The organism is Martinezella lusitana (assembly GCF_016901135.1).
Lineage (GTDB): Bacteria > Pseudomonadota > Alphaproteobacteria > Rhizobiales > Rhizobiaceae > Rhizobium > Rhizobium lusitanum_D.
This window is the reverse complement of the sequence record NZ_JAFEVL010000042.1, coordinates 121,448-140,368: the sequence shown is the minus strand read 5'-3', so window position 1 is coordinate 140,368 and position 18,921 is coordinate 121,448. Positions and strand designations below refer to the sequence as shown.

The window sequence follows — 18,921 nt, the reverse complement described above, 5'->3', positions numbered from 1 at the left end:
ACCATGAAGCTTGCTATTGCTGGAGACAGCGCCGGCGAGGGCCTGGCCAAGGTTCTCGCCGATCATCTCAAGGACCGTTATGAGGTGAGCGAAGTGTCGCGCACGCAGGACGGCCCAGATGACTTCTATGCCAATCTCGCCGACCGCGTCGCTTCCGGCGTCCTCGACGGCACCTACGACAAGGCGATCCTCGTCTGCGGCACCGGCATCGGCGTCAGCATTTCCGCCAACAAGGTGCCGGGCATCCGCGCGGCCCTGACCCACGATACCTATTCGGCGGAACGTGCCGCGCTGTCGAATAACGCCCAGATCATCACCATGGGCGCCCGCGTCATCGGCACCGAACTTGCCAAGGCCATCGCCGACGCCTTCCTTGCCCAGACCTTCGACGAGAAGGGCCGTTCGGCCGGAAACGTCAATGCCATCAACGAGGTCGATGCGAAGTACAACGCTCGCTAAGGCCTGTCTCCCAAGACGCAGCAAGCCCGGCTGATCCCTCTCGATCGGCCGGGCTTGTCTGTATCTGATGGCGAGCTGACCAGGACGATTATCTAGCCTGACGGCCTGCCAGCCATTGCTTGAACTCGACATTAGTGTCCGTCTGTATGGCGCCGACGCCGGCCTCGACAAGCGCGCCCCACACGCCTTCCGGATCCTTGAGCGCTCGGCTGTCGTTGAAATCGAGATTGTAGGAAACATCGAGCGTATTGATCCACAGCCGGATGTTCTGGCGCTCCAATTCCTCGTGGCCAGCCGCAAGATCGGCGATATCGGTGAATTTCACCTCGACCATCGGCGCGCGCAACGGCTCGATCAGCCGCAGATCCTCGGCGAAGCCGCCGGGCCTGACGCGGAACATCGGCATATGCGGAATGGACCCGAACCAATCGGCATCCAGCACGGGAAAGCTGCTGCTCTGCGGCTCGATATCGGACTTGATGATGACGTGATCTTCCGCGCCAAGCCGCCGAACCGTGGCGATCACCAGCGGTAGCTCGTGCGGAAACTTCGTATCGATGTTGACGAAGACGCGCCCGCGCGCCTCTTCGAGCGCTTCCTCCAGTGTCGGCACCCGTTCGTCGCTCAACGCTGCCGTTTCCCCGCCAGCACCGGCGCGAAGACGCAGCTCGCGAACCGTTGCGAAGCTGCTTGCGCCGACGATACCCTTGCCGGATGTGGTGCGATCGAGCCTCTTGTCGTGGATAACGACGAGGTGGCCGTCCGCTGTCGCCTGCGTGTCGATCTCGACGAATTCGACGCCGAGCTCGGCAGCGGCGCGGATCGCCGCGAGCGAATTTTCTGGCGCCGCCGACCACAGTCCGCGATGCGCAATGGTAAGAATATCCGGGTTGGCGCGCGAGAGAAGCTCGTAAATATCAGCAGGGCGGGACGAGGAGGCAGTCTGGCTAGGCATAACGGTGGCTTTCCGTGGGCTGAATGATTCTTCTGACGCAATGCATGCCTTGATGTCGGCCGAGGAACGCAGACGCCAATGGCTCTGACGCCGGCTCGATGCCCTTTGGCCGCGACGGCACTGCTACCTATTAATACACATAAAGTGTAACATTTGTGACGAACGCGACCCGGCCGGATTGCGAGCGGACGTGCAAGGCCTTAGTCTTGCGTTCATGCGCTCGCGACGACCTACGTCTGGATTCGTTACGGATTGTCATGCGGCAAAAGCCGATGGCTTTAAACGCCCGCCGTTCGCTCATCCGATGTTGGTTCATCACATGCGCAACAGCTCTCCGCTTTGCCGCGGGCGTCACCACTCTTTCTCATAAGGTCTTTCAAAGCAGCATTATCGAGCATCGCATCCGCCAGAAGCCGCTTGAGTTTCGTGTTCTCGTCCACCAACGTCTTCAACCGCTCGTCCCCGGATACATCCATGCCGCCGAATTTGGCTTTCCACTTACAGATGCTGGCGTCGCTGACACCGTGCTTGCGGCAAACCTCCGAGACCGGCGTGCCTGCCTCGTGCTCCTTCAATATGCCGGTGATCCGTTCGCCCGTGAAACGGGTGCGCTTCATTCCCTGGTCCTCTCAATGCGTTCCCCAATCAACCGCGTTCCCGCAGATAGCACGACACATCCGCCGACAGTTGCCGCCACGATTTCAGTAATGGCACCCTTGGCCCGCGGGGTGGCGCGAAGCTTTTTGATCAGCATCAATTCCTCCGTGGTCGATGATGCGCCCCAGCGGGGACAGAAGAAGGATGAGGATCAACAGCCAGCGCGGCGCGATCCCGTCGAAACAGGGGACGATATACGGAGTAATCCCGAGAAGGCCAGCGAGATAGTCAGGCCACATCGAATAGGAGAGCAAGCGCGCGCGGCCGGGTCTACGGACGATTTTCAGTTTCAGGGATTAGCGGAGGCTGCGGCCGCCTGTCGGCGGCTGCGAAACTTCATCTGCCATTGCCATCGCTCACGAGGGAAGATGGCGGGATAATCAAGGGCAGTGAACTGCCCCCCATTTCGACCGGACAGTCGGCGTAAGCAGGAATTGGTGCAAAGCACTGGCTGGCCGAAGTTTAATCTTCAGTCGCATGCTTTTCGCCAGATGCTTCCATAGTATCCTTGTCCTTCAGCCGAAGGCATCTTGGCCTGTTTTCAAGATGCTCCCGGATCCAGAGCCTCGGGCTGGTAAAAGCATAACTCGCGAACTCAGTATCTCAATGTCGTCAGACGACAGATCGCGATACTTTGGAAGAAGTCTATCAAAACAATCAGGGGGCAAATGCTGGCGGTCAACGCTTGAAATGTGCACATCAAATCCAGAATCTGTGATTATTCTCATCATCTCCGTGTGACGGATCTTATTGATCTGCCAGCCATCGTCGTCGAACAAGTAGTCCCATGGTCCGTGGCTTGAATCGACGTACATCCGATGATCGCGATAGTCTATCCCTGCGAAAATCCTACCGTTATTGGAGATATTGGCGCGCAATTCAACAAGAAGCTCTCCGATATGCTCAATGTGTTCAAAAACTTGATGCGAAACACCGATATCAAATTTCTTTTCGCTTTCTTCAAGATCCTGGTAGAAGCACTTTTTTTGCAAAATCACTGATGGGATGGCCCCTTCAAGCTCTAAACTAAGCAGACGCGACAAATCAAAATCAGCAAGTTTGCTCATGACGTGGTCTTTGCTTACGCCGATACGTTCAAACCCCATATGCTCGTGATTTAGCACCGCTCCGAGAACGGTCATGAGGGCCATAGACGCGCTATCTTCGTGATTATCTGGAAGCACAATATCAATTCCCAAGACAGAAGCGGCGCCACTTAGGTAAAGCAGTGATGCTATTGAATGTGGCCGACCAGAGCCACAACCGATATCAATGCAGTGTTTACCAAATAAAACGGTATCTGTTTCCTTTGCTGCGTCGAGGAATTGATTGAAGTTGTGAAAAGCAGGATACGTTGCGGAAAAATCATTAAACGCCGTATCAACAATATTTTTTAGATCGTTGTGCATTTTCTTCAGAACTGAATTATCGATCGTCATCAATGTTGCCCCCAAGAGCGCAATTGCCCTCGAAGTTCGTAAATCAAAAAGCCACCACAGAAAAGGGCTCTCTAAGGGCTAATGCACGGATAAGGTGTTGCTGGCCTCTCCGCAACGACGGGCACTAAGAACGTGTCCGGCCATTGCACGGTCACTTGTTTTGCAATGTAAAGTCGACTGTCGTCGACATCAAGCTCGGCAGGCTTCTTTACTAGAACGCGGCAGAAGAAATTGAAGGCCTCCTTGATCGAGCGGAGCAAGCGGCCTCAGCTTCTGCCTTGCCGGATCGGCCGGACGAGGAATGGATGTGGCGTTTCCTCGGAAGTGTAATTGTTAGTAACCGTTCAGTGTGGATCGCTCCGATAATGTGGCACAACGCAGGTGCCACTGTTCCGGAAATAGCATGGACCCCGCGCTTCTGCCGCAGGGCAGCAGCATCACGGTTGAACGACCGGTTTCTGCGCGTACTTTCCCCAACTTCCACTTGACCGTCGAAATTTAGCTTCACATCTAAAGGCCACCCTACGACGATTTGGAGAGGCTGGAACATCCTCTAACGAACTCAATGGGATAGCATCATCAACGTCGAGGTGCACTATCTGAGGTTCATATTCACTCAAGGCGTGACGAGCGTCAGTATTTGACGAGAGGCGGCAAGAGGACTTAACAAAGCGCACCCGGCAGATCAATATCGGTCATGCGTTGGCAGGCCAGAACTGTTCCGAAAACCGTATGCTGACTCCGAAGTTAGGACGCCTTTTGCTTGCGACCTGAGCGAAGACCCGGAGGTTTCGCGTTCTCGGGGTTAATTTCCGCGAACAGTTCAGAAACATTCACAGACAAGACTTTCGCGAAGGCCTCAAGGGTTGCCACGGTGACGTTTTCCGTGCCTCTTTCAACGCGTCCAACGTAAGAGCGGTCGATTTCAGCCTCGAACGCTAGCCGCTCCTGCGACAGGCCTTTGGCGACCCGAAGCCGCCTTAGATTCCAACCGATGGTCTGTCGCACGTCCATCTTGCAACAAATGCATATTAACGGCTTGACAATCGACGGACTGTTAGTCCCTAATTAATTGCGATGTGCTGCGAGTGCGCGATCGTTCGCTGGATATGGCATCGGGTTATGCCCTCTGATCCACTTCGTTGCCCTAGCCGCGGAGTTGTCCTGTCGGAAGGGCGGCGAGTGGCCGATGGTCAACAACGACGCGTGAATGCCAGATCGCAGGAACTCTTGAATGCGGGGATGCCATTGATGGATGATCGAGCAGCGAAACCCTTCATCAAAAACTCACGTATCCCGCGTTCAACGGGTAGGGATGTCGACGCTCAACCGATCCATCCGATCGACCGCCATGTCTCCAAGCTCCTGGCTAGCTATAAAGACGAGGCGGCAGAGCAGCGAGACCTGGGCGACATGGAAACGATTGATTGACAGTGAGGAAGCAAATCATGAGCACGAACTACATCGTGATTGAGGATTGGTACATCCTGTCCGAAGCCGAAGCGATCGAGGCGGCCATCGACCGGCATGGTGAAGATGAAACCACGTCGGTTGCCTATTGTGCGCTTGAGACATGGGGCGATCGTAGCGACCCCGAGTACCGATTTTGGTTCGGCCTGTTTCTCAAACTGATACAACGGGAGCATGTCGGCTGGGCTTAGAGATCAGGACATCCGCTGCCGTCCTCGTTCAAACATGTCACGGACATCGCGCATCGATGCGACATCTGCATACTGCTGAGCTCTGTAAAGGCTGCAGACGATCGTCGCTGTTGAGTAGGGGACCGCCCTCTCACGAACACCTAACAATCGCGTTCCAATTGGCTTCGGATGTCAATGAAGCCCAATTCAAATGCAACGTCACACTAGCTCGATGTGCTTGTCGCCGCTGTGAAAGCGCTGGACGAGGGTTGCGCGAATGCGGCCGGATCGCTATCCGTCGGCGTCCTGTTAGCACCGGTACTGACAGTCGAACGGCTAAGCCATGGAGATCCCCGTGGTAGTCGATTTACTCTTCGACGTCTTCCCGTCGATCACGCAATCCCGACAAAAAGCCCTTGCAACAGGGTCTACATATGAATCTGATTTGTTCAGCTTTGGGAATCTCAAGAGTCCAGATGCCCTAGGCGGCTATGTTGGACGCCGCCGACATCAAATCTTGCGCCGCCGGCACGCCGAACATCTGCCTACCGTTGTCGGCAACCTCCGTGAAGCACCACCTGACGACGCCGTCGCGATCGAGCAGGAATTCGCCGACGAGTTGGCCTTCGCCGCCGGCGATCATCTGCCGGTCCTCTTCGGTGAATTCGTAGCCGTCGGCCTTGTCGAGATACTCGGTCGCGGCCATCACGTCCATCGGCTCGGGAAGTTCCTTCGGCATGTCGATCTTCATCGACGCCAGCACATCCATCCCCACCTTGTGCGGCCATGCGGTTTCAGATTCGGTGAATTCAACATTCGGCAGTCCGAATGCTCTGTGCGAGATGCGCTCCGGATCGGATGCGGCCAAGAGGTTGGGCAACGGATGATAGCGGAAATACAGGCGCGCGCGCTCGATCGGCGTGTTGACAACAGTCAGGCTGTCGATGCCCATCTCCCGCAGGTCGCTGGCAAGGCTCGCCATGGAGGTGATCTGGCGCCGGCAAAACGGGCAATGAAGCCCGCGAAACAGGCCGACCAGCACAGGCCTTTGCCCGCGAAACTCGTCGATGGAGACCTTCCCCTGGCGGGTAATTGCGTCAAGTACGATGTTGGGCGCGCGATCGCCCGGCTGCAGGAGCCTATCAGTGAAGCTGTCCGGCATGTCATCCTCCCTCTCCGAGCGCCGCCTGTTCAAATGATTTTGGAAACGGCGCTCCTGCTCTTCCAATCGAGGCGATATCATTCGCCGCGGGTGATGCCGCCCGAACGCAATGGTCCTCGACGGCGGTCCTGAGCATGATGTCGAACTCTACGAAGCGGTTTTCGCACGTCACCATGCGCTATTTTTCATTCCAGATCCGATGAGGATCTCGGGGTCCATTCGATCCCAAGGTCCTGTCAGGTCTAGTCGAGAAACGGCAACACGACCAATGCGCCCGGGTCGAGCTGATGTCGGCTGCATACATCCTGCGCCAGGGCAAAATACCGCTCGGCCTCGGCCATGTCGTCGTGTTCGAGATTCAATGTCGCCAGGCCATCATAGCATGGAAACAACAGTTGCGGCTCGCCAATTTCAAGAGCCAGTTCAAGGGCCTCCTCGTAATACCCACGGGCTAGATCCGGCCGGCCGTGGCATTGGTGGATTTGCCCAAGCACGATCAATGGCACGGCGAGATGGTCGCGCTGATCAAGCGCGCGGTCGATCTCGATCGCCTTTTCGGCTGCGGGGATGCCCTCTTTGGCGCAGTTGTCGGTAAAGGTGCAGCAGGCAACGGCAAGGTTGGCGAAGAGGCGGGCCTGGAAGCCGAGGTCGCCGATACGGATGGCGACTTCCAATCCACGCCGGCACACGGCGATCGCTTGCTTGGGGTCCACGATCGTGTAGAGCACGCCGAGATTGGAATAGGCACGGCAGGCGGCGCTCAGCAGACCGGCGTCCTCGGCAACCGCAAGGCTTTTCTCGACGGCTGCCACCGCGTCGCGATAACGGCCAAGTCTGGCCAGCGCCACGCCTTTGGTGTTCAGCGCCTCGGCACCGGCCCGTGCTGCCTCGAGGCCAACGGGGCTCGATGTCTCTGCGGATATAGCGCCGAGGCAAATTAATGCCTCGTCCGCCCACTGCGCCGCAACCGCCTGGTCTCCCATCCGGAAGGCGAGATGGCCGCGTTCCTGCAGCAGATGCGCTCGCTCGATCGGCTCGTCTGCGCCGTCGAGCGCGCCGGCAGCCTCGGCGAACAAGGCATCCGCCAGGTCGCGTCGGCCGGTGTCGAGGTTGAGACGTCCGAGCTTGCGCAAGATCCGGGCGGCAGCGGCCCGGTCGCCGGCAGCACGATGGACGGCCAGCGCAAGGCCGTAGTGATCACGGGCGGCATCACGCTCGCCGTTGGGGCCGCAGAGATCGGCCAGCCGCTCGTCGAGCGCCGCCTGTTCGGACATCCTCTCCGATTGCTCGGGGAAGGCGGCAAGCGCCTGGCGATAGAGTCGCATCGCATCGTCGTTCGCATAGATCTTGCGGGCCAGATCGCCTGCCGCCATCAGATACCCGGCGCCCTTGCGCGTTTGGGCGGCCTTGCAGAAATGATGGCCGAGCTGCGCCAAGTCTTCCAGCCGGTCCGGTGCCCCGCCGTGCAGATGCTCCAGGCTGGTGCCGATGCGACCGTGCAGCTCCTTGCGGCGTTCGAGCAAAAGGTTGTGGTAAATGACATCGTGCAGCAGCGTCTGCGTGAAGCGATAGGCGGGCGACGATTGCGTCGAGGTCTCGGCAACCTCGTCGATAATCTCGGCCTGGCAAAGGAAATCGAGCCCGGTGTCGAGCGACGCCGGGTCCGCGGCGATGGCGCCGAGGAGCGCCTTGTCGAAACGCGGGCCGATCGCCGACGCCTCCTGCGACAGTCGCCGCACCGCGGGCGGTAAGCGGTCCACGCGGGTCAGCAGCATCGCTTGCAGGCTCATTGGGATTTCGTTGCCGATATCAGCGGCTGTCGCGCTCCAGGCGTGGCCATCGAACCGCAAGGCGTCGGTTTCGATCAATCCGCGGACGATTTCCTCGATGAACAGCGGGTTACCACCCGCACGATCGAGAATCCGCTTGCGCGTTGGGGCCGGGATGCCGTCCACCCCATGGAAGAAAGCCGACAGCAGTCCTTCACCATCCTGATGGCGCAAGGGGGCAAGACGCAGGAATGTCAGGCTGGTGCGGTTCGATTCAAGCCCGTCGCTCTCAAGCGTCGGCCGACAGGTCGTCAGCATAATCAACCGACTGCGTTCCAGCCGGTCGAGCATGAATCGCAACGCCACCAGCGATGCGGCGTCGGCCCAATGCATGTCCTCCACGATGAGCAGCAACGGGCTGCGGGACAGACGCCGCTCGAAAATCGTCCTTGTCGCATAGAGGATCTGCCGCCGCAGCTGTTCGGGCTCGACATGCTTGAGTGCGCCGCTCGGGTCGCCTAAGCCCAACACGTGGAAGAACAACGGCGTCAGCCGGGCGACATCCTCCACGCCAAAGCCGAGTTCTCCAAGACCGGCCGCAAGCAGCTCTTCGGTTCTCGCTGCCGTGTCCCGTTCTGCAATGCCGTACGCGCTGCGCAGAACAGCGGCCAAAGCGCCATAGGATTGTTCGCCAAGGGGGGAGCAGATCGCGCGCCGCACCACGACTGCCTGAAAGCGCTCGTCCTGGGCCGCCACATCGACGAAGTCATCGACAAGCCGCGATTTGCCGATGCCGGCCTCACCGATCAAGCGGACGAGCTGGGCACTGCCGTTGCACGCAAGATCGAGGCAGCCCAGCATCCGCGCGAGCTCCGAGTCCCGCCCGATCATCGGCGCCTGGAGGCCGAAGCTTTCAAGGCCGCGTGCCGTATTCGGGGCCTCCAGAGGTGCAAGCAGGCGGTGGACGAGCACATTGCCGCTCTTGCCCCGCAGGACCTGAGACCCGAGGCTTTCGAATGCGAAGCCATGGCGGGTGAGGCGGTGTGTGAGGGGACCGACGAGGATTTCGTCCGGCTCCGCCATGGATTGCAGCCGCTGGGCTGTGTTCACCGTATCGCCTGTCACCGAATAGGAACGGGCGTTGGCGGCGCCGAAGCCTCCGGTCACCACAGGCCCGGTGTTGATCCCCACATGCAGGCGCAACGGTACGCCGGCGCGAGACTGCCAGCGATCCCCAACGCGTCCCGCCCGCACGATCATGTCGAGGCCGGCGCGCAGCGCCCGTTCCGGGTCGTCTTCATGCGCAGCCGGCGCGCCGAACAGGGCGAGTAATGCATCGCCGACGAACTTGTCGACGAAGCCGCCGTAGCTTTCGACCGCCTCGGTTAGCTCGTCGAAGAGTTCGTTCTGCAGAGCTCGCATGACCTCGGGGTCGAGCCTCTCGCTCAGCGTGGTGAAACCGCAAAGATCCGCAAAGAGAACGGTGAGCGGGCGCCGGTCGGCTTCCGTGTCGGACGCCGCCACTCGTTGCGGGGGCGCAAAGGGCAGGGTGGGGGTTACGACCTCAGCAGGAAGCACGGATTGCGCGCCTACGCCAGCGGCAACGGCATTGCCGCATTTCGGGCAGAAGGCGAAGTCCGGCAGGCAGGCTTGGCCGCAGCTGACACAAGAGATCGGCTGCCTCGCGCCGCACTTCGGGCAGTACGCAAAGCCGCTCTCAATCGCTAAACCGCAGGCGGAGCAGTCCATCAAAGCCATCTCCCGAAGACCCACGGAGCGCTGCTCAATTCGTCTGTGCCCCCGGCAGGCCTACGTCTGCGCTGAGAATGAACCCGAAGCGTCGGGCTGGCAAGGATTAGACGCGGTATAGAGTCTCGCCATGCCCGTAACTAGGTCGTCTGGGCTCTTGGCATTCCCAAAGCTGAGCAAATCAGGTTCATATGTAGACGCCTCCTATGGCAAGGGCCTTTTGTCTGGATTGTTTGATCAGTTGCTTTCATATGTCCAGCCTGTTTGCGCGGTGTGAAACTTGAGCGCTGGCCGTGATGGAGATCCGCTGACGAGGCCCTGATCAAGGTCGCGCGCTATTGAAGCGCATTGAACCAGACAGATTGGCCTTATCACTGGCTCGATCGTTACCTATCATCAACTGTCGTTGCCAATTCGGGTTGGCGTGGATTGTACCCGCTGGACAAGGACCTCTATGCCCAGCGCCATCTCATCGAATACCGTTTCTCGAAGCCCAAGCAGTTTCGCAGGATCGCCACACGCTTCGGGAAAACCGTCAAAAACTACCGCGCTGTTGTCACAGTCGCGGCAATCATCCTATGGATCAGTTAACTGTCCACACCACCTAAGGCGGGATCGGGATTGCATTCATGGCTGCGTTTGAGAAATCTCCGTTGGCGAGCGAAAACGAGCGCCTCATCCTCGATATTGTTCGTCGGCACGAGCCGATCGCGCGCGCGCTCATCACCACGCACACCAATCTCACGCAGCAATCGGTACATCGCCTGGTCGAGGCGCTGATGACACGGGGCCTGCTCCGCGCCGCGGCACCGCTCAAGGGCACGCGTGGTCAGCCAAGCCCGACGATCGAGCTGGTGAAGGAGGCGGCCTATTCCGTCGGTGTTTCCATCAACACCGACTCTGCAATCCTCTCTCTCGCCGATTTTGGCTGCAACATCATTGCGCAAGAAACGTTGGAAATGGTCCCGAGCGATCGCCCAGCAACGCTTGCGGCACTCTCGCAAACGCTTCAATCCATTCTAACGAAGCATTCCGTATCGCGCGATCGTCTTGTGGGGCTCGGCTTTGCCATGTCGGGATTCTTCGTCCTGGACAATCATGCCTTCAACGCTCCCGAACCCTTGCGGGACTGGTCGTTGATCGATCTGCGACCCGAACTGGAGGAGGTCTTCGAGCTGCCCGCCTGGCTGGAGAACAATGCCACGACCGGTGCCATCGGCGAAAGCCTGCGCGGGGTCGGGTTATGGTGCCCCACCTTCGCCTACCTATCCTTCAATTACGGGTTTGGTGGGGGCCTCGTGCTGGAGGGCAAGCCCTATTTCGGTTTTCATGGCAACGCGGGGGAATTCAGTGTCGTCTACACTCCTAAAGAGGCGCCCCGACGACCGGCCTTGCAGTATCTGATCAGTAGCTTGCAGAAGAACGGTATCGACATAGGCTCCATCCAAGAGCTGCGGCAAAACTTCGACCCGACCTGGCCGGGCGTGGAAAGCTGGCTCGACGATACCATGCCGATGCTCGATCGATTGATCGCGACCTTGATTGGCGTGCTCGATCCGCAGGCCATCGTCTTTGGCGGACAATTGCCGCCGGAGCTTGGGCGGATGATGATTTCCCGCGTGAGCATGCCTTCCGAACGTCGCCATCGCTACGGCGTCGGGCCTGGCGAGGCGCGGTTGATCCTCAGCGAAACGAAAGGGGATGCCGCCGCCATTGGAGCTGCGCTCCTGCCGTTGAAATTCCGCTATTTCCTGTAGAGCGCCCGCCTCGATTGGCTCATACCTTGCCGGGCAATCTGGCTTTGGCACTCTGCTGAGGTGCTAAGGGGAGACGGGCATAGCCAACCGCTTGAAGTTAGCCTCGGTACTCGGCGCTGCCGGATTTTGCTGGACGATCGCAATTGACACGCAAGACCACAGTTATTGTTGGCAACGGAAAACTGGAGCGGGATCTTTCGGCGGCCGTGGACAACGCGCAATTTGTGATGCGTTTCAGCGAGCCGAATCTCGCCGACGAGATGAGCGGCTCACATACGGACATGCTCATGCTGGCCGCATCGAGCAAGGCGCTACATCGGCGTTTGGCTGATCCGGCTTTTCTGGAGAATGCGGCGCTCAAGTCCACAAAAGTGATGATGCTCGCCTATCATCCCGAGATCATCCGCAAATATCATCCTCGGCCCAACATCTTCCAGCGCTTAAGCGGCAGGAAGGCTGATTGCACGATGCAAACGATCAAGCGCACGGGTATTGCCGGCAAGGAGATCCGCATCATGGCGCCGCAATTCCATGTTGACGGCTGCGCGGAGCTCGGGCTTGACCAATCCCAGATGCGCCAGGTCTTTCCGAGCGCCGGCTTCCTCGGCATCTATTACGCTCTCGCAAACTTTCCTGTCTCCGAATGGGATGTGAAATTATGCGGTTTTAGCTGGGAAGGATGGAAGCGGCATGACTGACAAAATGAGCGCTCGTGGGTCGAGAACAAGATAACGACGGGCCGCATCAGCCCGATTGGTTAAACCACGCGACGTTAGCTAGAGGTAAATGCGGGCACCCCCACCAATTCGTGGCCGAAGCAGGCGCTTGTGAGGGTCAGAATAACAAGAAGGCTGAGCGCCGGGACTTTCGACAGGCTTGTTCGCATTTGCAATGGCTTTCAAAATAGTCCCCGGCACGGGGATGATCTTCATGTTCGATCGGCTCGCGAAGGCAAGGACGCGTGCTTCTTCCGCCCGCCGAATCACAATAAACTTTCCGTAGATCAGCTTCCGGCTGCAGAGGCGCGTAGCAGTGCTGCTGGAGCGCGCTGTAAATCCGTCGCGGTGGTTATTGGAGAGAATGCCTGTGAAACATCTTTCGATGGCTGGAGGTATTTTGCTTGCGGCCGCTCCGGGCGAGGCGGTGCCGACGATGGCTGATGTCCCGGCTCTTACGAAAGCTGCGATTGTGCGACGCATCGACGTGCCGGCTTCTGCCATTCACATCTTGACTGCTAAGCCGAGTTCGAAAATGCCTGGCTTCGTCGTCTGCGGCCGCATTGACGGTGCTCCCGGTGAGGGAGGGGAAAACGCCCCGGAAGCTGAGCGCTTTTTCGTCATCATACCCGGCGATTTCGCCATATTGGACCAGGACGGCAAGAGCCTTGTCGACACCTACTGGTCCGAAAATCATTGCGAATGAGCTGTCAGCGCCTTGCTGATCATGGCGAGTTCTTCGGGCGTGCGTCCCGATTCAAGCCGGACCCAGCTGTTCGGATTGTCGGCGGATTGGCGCTTGATGAACGTATAGCCGGTTCCGCCCCAGGTCTTGATTGCGTCGGTGAGATTGTCCAGGATCAGATCGCCGTCATTCGTCCGGGCCATCAAAACGAGATGGCCTTCATTGTGCGTATCGAGGACGACGGTCAACAGCAGCGCCGAGCGCGGCCAGCCGGCCTCCACGAGCAGCTTCTTTTTGAGCAGCACATAGTCGTTGCAGTTGCCGGCGCCATCGTCCGGATAGGTCCACCAGTTGATGATACCGAGTTTGTAGATTCCGTAGTGATCGTTGTCGCCGATGCCCTGGATCTCGTGATTGACCAGGCTGTTGATCTGCTGCAGTTGCGCCCGGCGCTCCCGGTCGATCGTGATGAATTCTTCGCTCTTTTGGCTGGGAGCACACTCGGCAGGCTGTGCAGCGCAGAGGCCGGTCCAGCCGATGGGCGCACTGGCATCCGCGATGACATGGGCAAACTGATGCGCCTCAGTGGCGGCCTTCGCCACGGGTTTTGCTGTCGTGGCTGTTGAAAACAGCAAGCCGGCAACGAAGAGAAAGCTGGCAGCAAGAAGGAAAGAACGCATATTCGGCTCCATGAATGCGGTTCATGAAATCCGATGCGGTCAAATTTATTCAGAAGAAGATTATTCGCATTTTAGCGAAGCTGTGTTTTTTACGTCGGGGGAAGTCTTATGCTTCGGCTGGAGCGACGAGGTTGCAATTTTGCGAACTCGCCCCGACAGGGACATGAAATCTGATTCGTCCTAGAGCTATGTTTCTCAGTTGCTTAAGCCGCCACTCAGAGGGACAAAACCCCTACCAATCAACCTCGGCCGGTGTTGATAGATCTCTACCCCACCTACCAATCCTGCGACCGCGTCGTGGCCGAGAGCAATTCACATTTCCGACATGGTAGAGACATATTGGAAGTTGTCGAACGCCTCGAAGTTACGCCCGCTCAGGCTGCCAAATATTATCTCTAGAAAGGCTGATACGTGCATGAAATTATCAACGTTCTGCGATCGGATGCGCGTCAAATTTCAGCCGGTACCTTAGACGCTGGAGAGCTTTGTCCACAGAGAAAGCGGCGTCTGCAGATAACTCCAGTTCGCCGGTACCATATAGGATGCGCATAAGCTCGCGTTTAAGGCCGTGTCCGAAATGAACCTTGCATGCTTCCCAACGAGCAATATTTGGTTATGGTCGCAGATGATCTAGTCGCGCGATGTTGCGTAATCTCTTGAAGGTGAGTGCATGGAGACGCTGTTTCAGTAAAGTGTGCTTACGATGAAAAAGCGTCGCACCAAATTGTACTCATTCCGGTTCTAATCAATGAAAAACGAATCACTACAACATATTTTCTCCAACGTCGAAAAATCCTCGGATAAATGGGCTCTTTACCTTGATGTTTACGAGGATCTGTTTGCGCCGTTTCGCAATCGACCGATTTCAATTTTGGAGATCGGGATTCAGAATGGCGGCTTTACAGAAATTTTGGCTGCCTATTTCCCGAATGCGACGCAGATTGTGGGATGTGATATCGACCCGAAGTCCGGGGAGCTCGTGTTCAGTGATCCTCGCATATCGGTCGTCGTCGGTGACGCGTCCACCGCCGAGGCGGCTGCGCGTATAAATTCTATTTCAGCCGAGTTCGATATCATAATCGATGATGGGTCACACACCTCGAAAGACATAGTCGCTGCGTTCTGCCACTATTTCCCAAAGCTGCGTGAAGGTGGTTTATTTGTCGCCGAAGATCTGCATTGTAGCTATTGGTATGAGTATGAAGGTGGTCTTGCTCATCCCTTCTCATCGATGAGCTTTTTCAAGCTTCTTACGGATATTATTAATTTCGAACATTGGGGTACCTCGCAGCCAAGGACGCGTCTTGTTCAGGATATGCTGCATCATTACGGTTTTGCGATTGCTGAAGACGAGCTTGCAAAGATATCTTCCGTCGAATTTTTCAATTCTATGAGCATTGTCCGAAAGAAGGCCGCCTCGTCGGTTACGCTTGGGAAACGATTTGTGAGCGGAAACCAATTTTCCGTTGCAGACAATGCGCGTTTCAATCTTAGCGATGCTTTGCGAAACGATCAACGCGGCAATCCTTATTCCGATCTCGATTTGATAAGCAATAAGCACGTTTTTGGTATTCTCGCCGGCGTACTTTTACACTTGGATGCTTCAAAATTTGAGCGGGCGCAAATCGCGGAGCGTCTTGGTGCTATTGAAAGCCAAATGGTGGCACGCCTTGGCGCGGTCATGCAGAGCACCACGATACAGCACGCCGAAATATTAGAGAGACTGGCTGCACTCGCAGCTGGAATAGAAGAGAGCAAGCGCCCGCGGACATTTTTCGAATGGCTGCGCGTAAAGCTCCGACAGAAGCGTCGCTAAAGGTTGGTATGACGTGATCCATATTCCAGTTCAAATATTATCGAATGCGGTAGAGTTCGAGCGTTACATCGAGGATTGTGTTCTTGCCCTGCGCCAGCAAAACGGAGTTGGCAAGCAATACAAGCTTACCGCCAATATCGTCGTATATGAGCCGGTGCAGGCGGCTACGATTGCGCGAGTCAAGGCACTCTCAAGCGATCATTTTGTGGCGAACGTGATCAGCATAGACCGAAATTGCGGCTATGGTGAAAAGCAGAATTTGGTTTGGAGAGAGTACACGAAGAAGCTGGTCGAGGCTTTTGACGCGTTCATAACCATGAATCCGGACATGATCCTCATGCCCGATGTTCTCGATAAGCTATATTCTACCTTCATCAGCAGTGCCGGCCGCGCAAATATCGTCGAAGCCCGACAGTTTCCAATTGAAAATCCGCCAAGGGCCTTTGACCACGAGACGCTGGAGGTCAATTGGTGTAGCGGGGCCTGTATACTCATCTCCGCTGCTTTTTTTGAGCGCGCGAAAGGGTTCGACGAGGCGATCTATCTTTATTGCGAGGATGTCGATCTTAGCTGGCGAGCCTGGCTGGATGGGGGATTGTGTCTCTATCGCCACGATGCCGTTGTTGCCCACATGACGCGCGGAATCTTCGAGGCACGTTACAATTCTCATTCGGTGGCCACTCATGAATTCAACATGGCATTGAGCCATCTGATCCTCACATGGAAGTATTTTTCGGCGAATGAAGCAGTGCTTGCATCCAAGATGAAATTGTTCTGGGATAATGAGTGGATTGCGCGCCATACGAAGGAAGCCGCACTTGCTCAGCTCGAGGCCATTAAGCCAAGAATCGAGCGTTTTGCCCAAAGCCATCCCAGAATTGATATCCTTGATTTTGGTCTATATTCCGACATGAGACCCAATCTGATCTGAGGTACGCCATTGAAGATCTCATTTGACGGCTATGCCCTCAGATTTCCGCGCACCGGCATAGTAAATTATGGTTATGCCGTTGCGCGCGGCTATCGTGAACGCCTTGCTCCGGAAGATTTCAGGATTCTCATAGGGGATCGTAATGTCACCGACCCGGAGATTGCAGCGTTTCTGCAACGCGGCGACGTCGTTGCCATCTTGGAGGGGAATAAAGAAACGTTCGTCGAGAAAATCCGACGTAAGTGGGCCGGAAATTCCTTTCGAAATTATATGCCCGGCCTCGGTTCGGCAATTGCCAAGGCGACCGAGCATTCTGATGTTTATCATTGCATTGACTGGTTTTTCGAGCCTCCGTCAAAGACAAGGTTCAATGCGATTACTTACTTCGACTTAACGACGACCTTATTTCCTCAATTTCACGAGGAACTGAACATCACAAAAGAACGCATGAAAATGAAGCGTTTGGCGGACTTCGATCATGTATTTTGTATTTCTGCAGCAACAAGAAATGATCTTTTGAATCACGCCGATGTAAGTCCAGACAAAGTGAGCGTGAACTATATCGATGCTGATCCGATTTTCGATCGGGGTGTATTCTCTGAGCGCGAGCCGTTTCTTGCGAAGTTCGGCATTCCGCCAGGTCATCGCTACTTATTGTCCGTATCGACTATTGAACCGCGAAAGAACTTCCAGCAAGTCCTGGATGCGTTTGGGGCGTTCATTCGCGCCAATCCGAAGGAACCCTATGTCTTGGTCTGTACGGGCATGTGGGGTTGGAAGAACGACGATCTGAAAGATTATCTTGCAAAGTGTGGGTTTGCGGACCGCGTGATTTTTACCGGTTTTGCCGATCTGGCGGATTTGCCATCCCTATACCATCATGCGGACTGCTTTCTATATCTTTCCCTTTATGAAGGATTTGGTCTGCCTATTTTGGAAGCCATGAAATCGGGATGCCCTGTGATCTGCTCTAACACATCATCTATGCCGGAGGTTATTGGGGATGCGGGAGCTCTAGTCTCGCCGTCTGATGTCGAAGGAACGGCAAAGGCGATCGAAGCGGTCGTGCATAGTCCTGCAAATGCTGACAAAATGAGGACTGATGGTTTGATCAGAAGCAGGAATTTCTCGTGGGATCATCATCTTGATCGCTTGATGCAAGTCTATGCTCAGGCCTTATAAGTCCTACAAGAGAGGTGTTTGCGGATGGCCTTGAAGATTGGCTTCCTGACGGAAAGATTGCTTTTGGGCTACGGTGTTGATCTCGTAGTGCATGAGTATGCGTGCTTCCTTACCAAAAGAGGCTATCATGTAAACGTTTTTTGTCAGCGGCTCGATAGTTCCGTTCCCCGACCCTACAATGTGATCGAGCTATCGGCTGAAAAAGAACTTGTCATGACCAGCTCCGCGTCCCGCAACACGGTGGCCTTGGCGGACTATTTCAATCGGTCTGACAATGATGTCTGGGTCGTCAATACGTCGCCATTCTATGACATCATGCCGTTGTTGCGCTCCCCTGTCGTGGCTATCGAATACGGAACTCCGCCGGGTCGTTTTTTTGGACTGGAAATTGGGCGCAATCTTGACGCTTCCGTTTCATATCGTTTCAAGAGCGTATTTCCCAAACTTCGTGCTCAGGACAAGATCCTATGCATCTCTCGCAGTATTCAGAACTGGTTACCGGAAAGATTGCGCGCCTTGTCGGAGGTCGTCTATCTCGGCTGTGATCACTACCAAAGAGCAAAGCCAGACCAAGCCCGTAAGTTCCGGGAGGATCTGAAACTTGAAGCTGATAGTGTATTAGTTCTTTGGGTTGGGCGTGTTCAAGCCAAAAATGACGAACAGCCATATAAGGGGTTCTCTGAATTTCTTGAGCTTGCCGCTCGCGCAAGATCCCGACAGCCGACGCTTCGATTTGTCGTTGTTGGCAGAGGAGGAGACGACGAGGCGAAATTGCTGCGTTCCCGCGGCATCGAGTCTTGTCTCAATCTACCGGCTAGCCGCATGGGGGCGGCATTTGCTGGCAGTGACATTTTCGTCAGTACGTCACATTGGGAAGGGTTGAATTTGCCCCTGCTCGAGGCTCAGTATCAGGGCACGCCCGTAATGGCATACAAACATGGCCCCCATACCGAGGTCGTTTGCGACAACGAGACGGGTATTCTCGTTGATAGCGCTGAGGATTTGCTGGAGAAATTATTGTTGCTTGCTAACGATAAGAACTTGCGACAGCGGTTGGCGTCACATGCACAGGCCTTTGCAGCGGGTTTTACCTGGGAAAAGAGTGCCGTTGAGCTGGAGGCTGCACTGCGCGCTGCGGCTTATTCCGATAAGGATAGCGGGACAAACCAACCGGCCATTGATCTACGTGGGCGCGGGACCTTCTCATTTTTGCTGAGAGACACTTATAATCGTCATGGATTTTTGTTTTTCTTGAAAAGAGCTGCTCTTTCCCTCCGCGTCCGTCTGCGGCGATTTCTTAGATTCGGGAGTAGCTTTTGATATC

17 protein-coding genes and 2 pseudogenes are annotated in these 18,921 nt (G+C 56.1%); 11 read left to right on the top strand and 8 right to left on the bottom strand.

Going from position 1 to position 18,921, the window contains the following annotated elements; translation table 11 throughout:
* The first annotated feature begins 3 nt into the window (after nt 1-3).
* Complete coding sequence (locus tag JTP94_RS14940) at nt 4-459, top strand: RpiB/LacA/LacB family sugar-phosphate isomerase (RefSeq protein WP_037199693.1); 456 nt, start codon at nt 4-6, stop codon at nt 457-459.
* Between the two features lie 88 nt (nt 460-547).
* On the opposite strand, the gene JTP94_RS14935 is transcribed toward JTP94_RS14940, so the two are convergent.
* The 5 genes and pseudogenes from JTP94_RS14935 to JTP94_RS14915 all read right to left on the bottom strand — a co-directional run bounded on the left by JTP94_RS14935 (nt 548) and on the right by JTP94_RS14915 (nt 4,524).
* On the bottom strand, nt 548-1,414 hold the full coding sequence (locus JTP94_RS14935; protein WP_204851267.1) for a glycerophosphodiester phosphodiesterase family protein: 867 nt from the start codon (nt 1,412-1,414) through the stop codon (nt 548-550).
* A 172-nt stretch (nt 1,415-1,586) separates the two neighbouring features.
* Nucleotides 1,587-2,031, bottom strand: a pseudogene (locus JTP94_RS14930) (transposase); the annotation flags it as partial.
* Nucleotides 2,028-2,168 carry a hypothetical protein gene (locus JTP94_RS14925; RefSeq protein ID WP_204851266.1) on the bottom strand — a complete coding sequence of 47 codons (141 nt, stop codon included), beginning with the start codon at nt 2,166-2,168 and terminating at the stop codon, nt 2,028-2,030. The gene JTP94_RS14925 and the pseudogene JTP94_RS14930, both read right to left, overlap by 4 nt.
* Before the next feature lie 418 nt (nt 2,169-2,586).
* A complete protein-coding gene (locus tag JTP94_RS14920) occupies nt 2,587-3,510 on the bottom strand; it encodes a methyltransferase domain-containing protein (protein WP_204851265.1) in 924 nt (307 codons plus the stop codon).
* A 747-nt stretch (nt 3,511-4,257) separates the two neighbouring features.
* Complete coding sequence (locus tag JTP94_RS14915) at nt 4,258-4,524, bottom strand: helix-turn-helix domain-containing protein (protein ID WP_204851264.1); 267 nt, start codon at nt 4,522-4,524, stop codon at nt 4,258-4,260.
* Between the two features lie 168 nt (nt 4,525-4,692).
* Here JTP94_RS14915 and JTP94_RS14910 point away from each other — a divergent pair, with 168 nt between their 5' ends.
* Both JTP94_RS14910 and JTP94_RS14905 read left to right on the top strand, forming a co-directional pair.
* Nucleotides 4,693-4,941 (top strand): hypothetical protein, encoded by a 249-nt coding sequence (locus JTP94_RS14910; protein WP_204851263.1) that lies wholly within the window; start codon nt 4,693-4,695, stop codon nt 4,939-4,941.
* Between the two features lie 17 nt (nt 4,942-4,958).
* Complete coding sequence (locus tag JTP94_RS14905; RefSeq protein ID WP_210384168.1) at nt 4,959-5,171, top strand: hypothetical protein; 213 nt, start codon at nt 4,959-4,961, stop codon at nt 5,169-5,171.
* A 460-nt stretch (nt 5,172-5,631) separates the two neighbouring features.
* Here the strand turns inward: JTP94_RS14905 and JTP94_RS14900 are convergent, their stop codons facing one another.
* Nucleotides 5,632-6,312: a peroxiredoxin-like family protein gene (locus JTP94_RS14900; RefSeq protein ID WP_204851262.1), complete on the bottom strand. Its 681-nt coding sequence runs from the start codon at nt 6,310-6,312 to the stop codon at nt 5,632-5,634.
* 242 nt (nt 6,313-6,554) lie between these two features.
* A complete protein-coding gene (locus tag JTP94_RS14895; protein WP_204851261.1) occupies nt 6,555-9,830 on the bottom strand; it encodes an adenylate/guanylate cyclase domain-containing protein in 3,276 nt (1,091 codons plus the stop codon).
* Nucleotides 9,831-10,262: 432 nt separating this feature from the next.
* On the opposite strand from JTP94_RS14895, the pseudogene JTP94_RS14890 reads away from it, so the two are divergent.
* From JTP94_RS14890 to JTP94_RS14875, 4 genes and pseudogenes are all read left to right on the top strand, one after another.
* A pseudogene (locus JTP94_RS14890) lies at nt 10,263-10,421 on the top strand (IS5/IS1182 family transposase); the annotation flags it as partial.
* A gap of 38 nt (nt 10,422-10,459) precedes the next feature.
* Nucleotides 10,460-11,587, top strand: a complete 1,128-nt coding sequence (locus JTP94_RS14885) for an ROK family transcriptional regulator (protein WP_204851260.1) — start codon at nt 10,460-10,462, stop codon at nt 11,585-11,587.
* 143 nt (nt 11,588-11,730) lie between these two features.
* A complete protein-coding gene (locus JTP94_RS14880) occupies nt 11,731-12,285 on the top strand; it encodes a hypothetical protein (protein ID WP_204851259.1) in 555 nt (184 codons plus the stop codon).
* 334 nt (nt 12,286-12,619) lie between these two features.
* Nucleotides 12,620-13,009 (top strand): hypothetical protein, encoded by a 390-nt coding sequence (locus JTP94_RS14875; RefSeq protein WP_312038172.1) that lies wholly within the window; start codon nt 12,620-12,622, stop codon nt 13,007-13,009.
* Here JTP94_RS14875 and JTP94_RS14870 read toward each other — a convergent pair.
* Entirely contained in the window at nt 12,997-13,668 is a 672-nt protein-coding gene (locus tag JTP94_RS14870) for a transglutaminase-like cysteine peptidase (RefSeq protein WP_204851258.1), read from the bottom strand. The two genes, JTP94_RS14875 and JTP94_RS14870, sit on opposite strands and share 13 nt — an antisense overlap.
* A 748-nt stretch (nt 13,669-14,416) precedes the next feature.
* Between JTP94_RS14870 and JTP94_RS14865 the strand changes: the two genes are divergently transcribed.
* The 4 genes from JTP94_RS14865 to JTP94_RS14850 are packed head-to-tail and all read left to right on the top strand — an operon-like array spanning nt 14,417 to nt 18,917.
* Nucleotides 14,417-15,484 carry a class I SAM-dependent methyltransferase gene (locus JTP94_RS14865; protein WP_204851257.1) on the top strand — a complete coding sequence of 356 codons (1,068 nt, stop codon included), beginning with the start codon at nt 14,417-14,419 and terminating at the stop codon, nt 15,482-15,484.
* Between the two features lie 13 nt (nt 15,485-15,497).
* The gene (locus JTP94_RS14860; RefSeq protein ID WP_204851256.1) at nt 15,498-16,415 is read left to right on the top strand and encodes a hypothetical protein; all 918 of its coding nucleotides are present in this window, start codon (nt 15,498-15,500) and stop codon (nt 16,413-16,415) included.
* Nucleotides 16,416-16,424: 9 nt separating this feature from the next.
* On the top strand, nt 16,425-17,597 hold the full coding sequence (locus JTP94_RS14855; RefSeq protein WP_204851255.1) for a glycosyltransferase family 1 protein: 1,173 nt from the start codon (nt 16,425-16,427) through the stop codon (nt 17,595-17,597).
* 24 nt (nt 17,598-17,621) lie between these two features.
* Nucleotides 17,622-18,917: a glycosyltransferase family 4 protein gene (locus JTP94_RS14850; RefSeq protein WP_204851254.1), complete on the top strand. Its 1,296-nt coding sequence runs from the start codon at nt 17,622-17,624 to the stop codon at nt 18,915-18,917.
* Nucleotides 18,918-18,921 lie beyond the last annotated feature (4 nt).

What these genes read in the sequence shown, in the direction of transcription:
- JTP94_RS14900 (WP_204851262.1), bottom strand. Translation starts at nt 6,312, where the DNA reads ATGCCGGACAGCTTCACTGATAGGCTCCTGCAGCCGGGCGATCGCGCG.
- JTP94_RS14895 (WP_204851261.1), bottom strand. Translation starts at nt 9,830, where the DNA reads ATGGACTGCTCCGCCTGCGGTTTAGCGATTGAGAGCGGCTTTGCGTAC.
- JTP94_RS14940 (WP_037199693.1), top strand. Translation starts at nt 4, where the DNA reads ATGAAGCTTGCTATTGCTGGAGACAGCGCCGGCGAGGGCCTGGCCAAG.
- JTP94_RS14870 (WP_204851258.1), bottom strand. Translation starts at nt 13,668, where the DNA reads ATGCGTTCTTTCCTTCTTGCTGCCAGCTTTCTCTTCGTTGCCGGCTTG.
- JTP94_RS14925 (WP_204851266.1), bottom strand. Translation starts at nt 2,168, where the DNA reads ATGCTGATCAAAAAGCTTCGCGCCACCCCGCGGGCCAAGGGTGCCATT.
- JTP94_RS14915 (WP_204851264.1), bottom strand. Translation starts at nt 4,524, where the DNA reads ATGGACGTGCGACAGACCATCGGTTGGAATCTAAGGCGGCTTCGGGTC.
- JTP94_RS14850 (WP_204851254.1), top strand. Translation starts at nt 17,622, where the DNA reads ATGGCCTTGAAGATTGGCTTCCTGACGGAAAGATTGCTTTTGGGCTAC.
- JTP94_RS14865 (WP_204851257.1), top strand. Translation starts at nt 14,417, where the DNA reads ATGAAAAACGAATCACTACAACATATTTTCTCCAACGTCGAAAAATCC.
- JTP94_RS14905 (WP_210384168.1), top strand. Translation starts at nt 4,959, where the DNA reads ATGAGCACGAACTACATCGTGATTGAGGATTGGTACATCCTGTCCGAA.
- JTP94_RS14885 (WP_204851260.1), top strand. Translation starts at nt 10,460, where the DNA reads ATGGCTGCGTTTGAGAAATCTCCGTTGGCGAGCGAAAACGAGCGCCTC.
- JTP94_RS14920 (WP_204851265.1), bottom strand. Translation starts at nt 3,510, where the DNA reads ATGACGATCGATAATTCAGTTCTGAAGAAAATGCACAACGATCTAAAA.
- JTP94_RS14935 (WP_204851267.1), bottom strand. Translation starts at nt 1,414, where the DNA reads ATGCCTAGCCAGACTGCCTCCTCGTCCCGCCCTGCTGATATTTACGAG.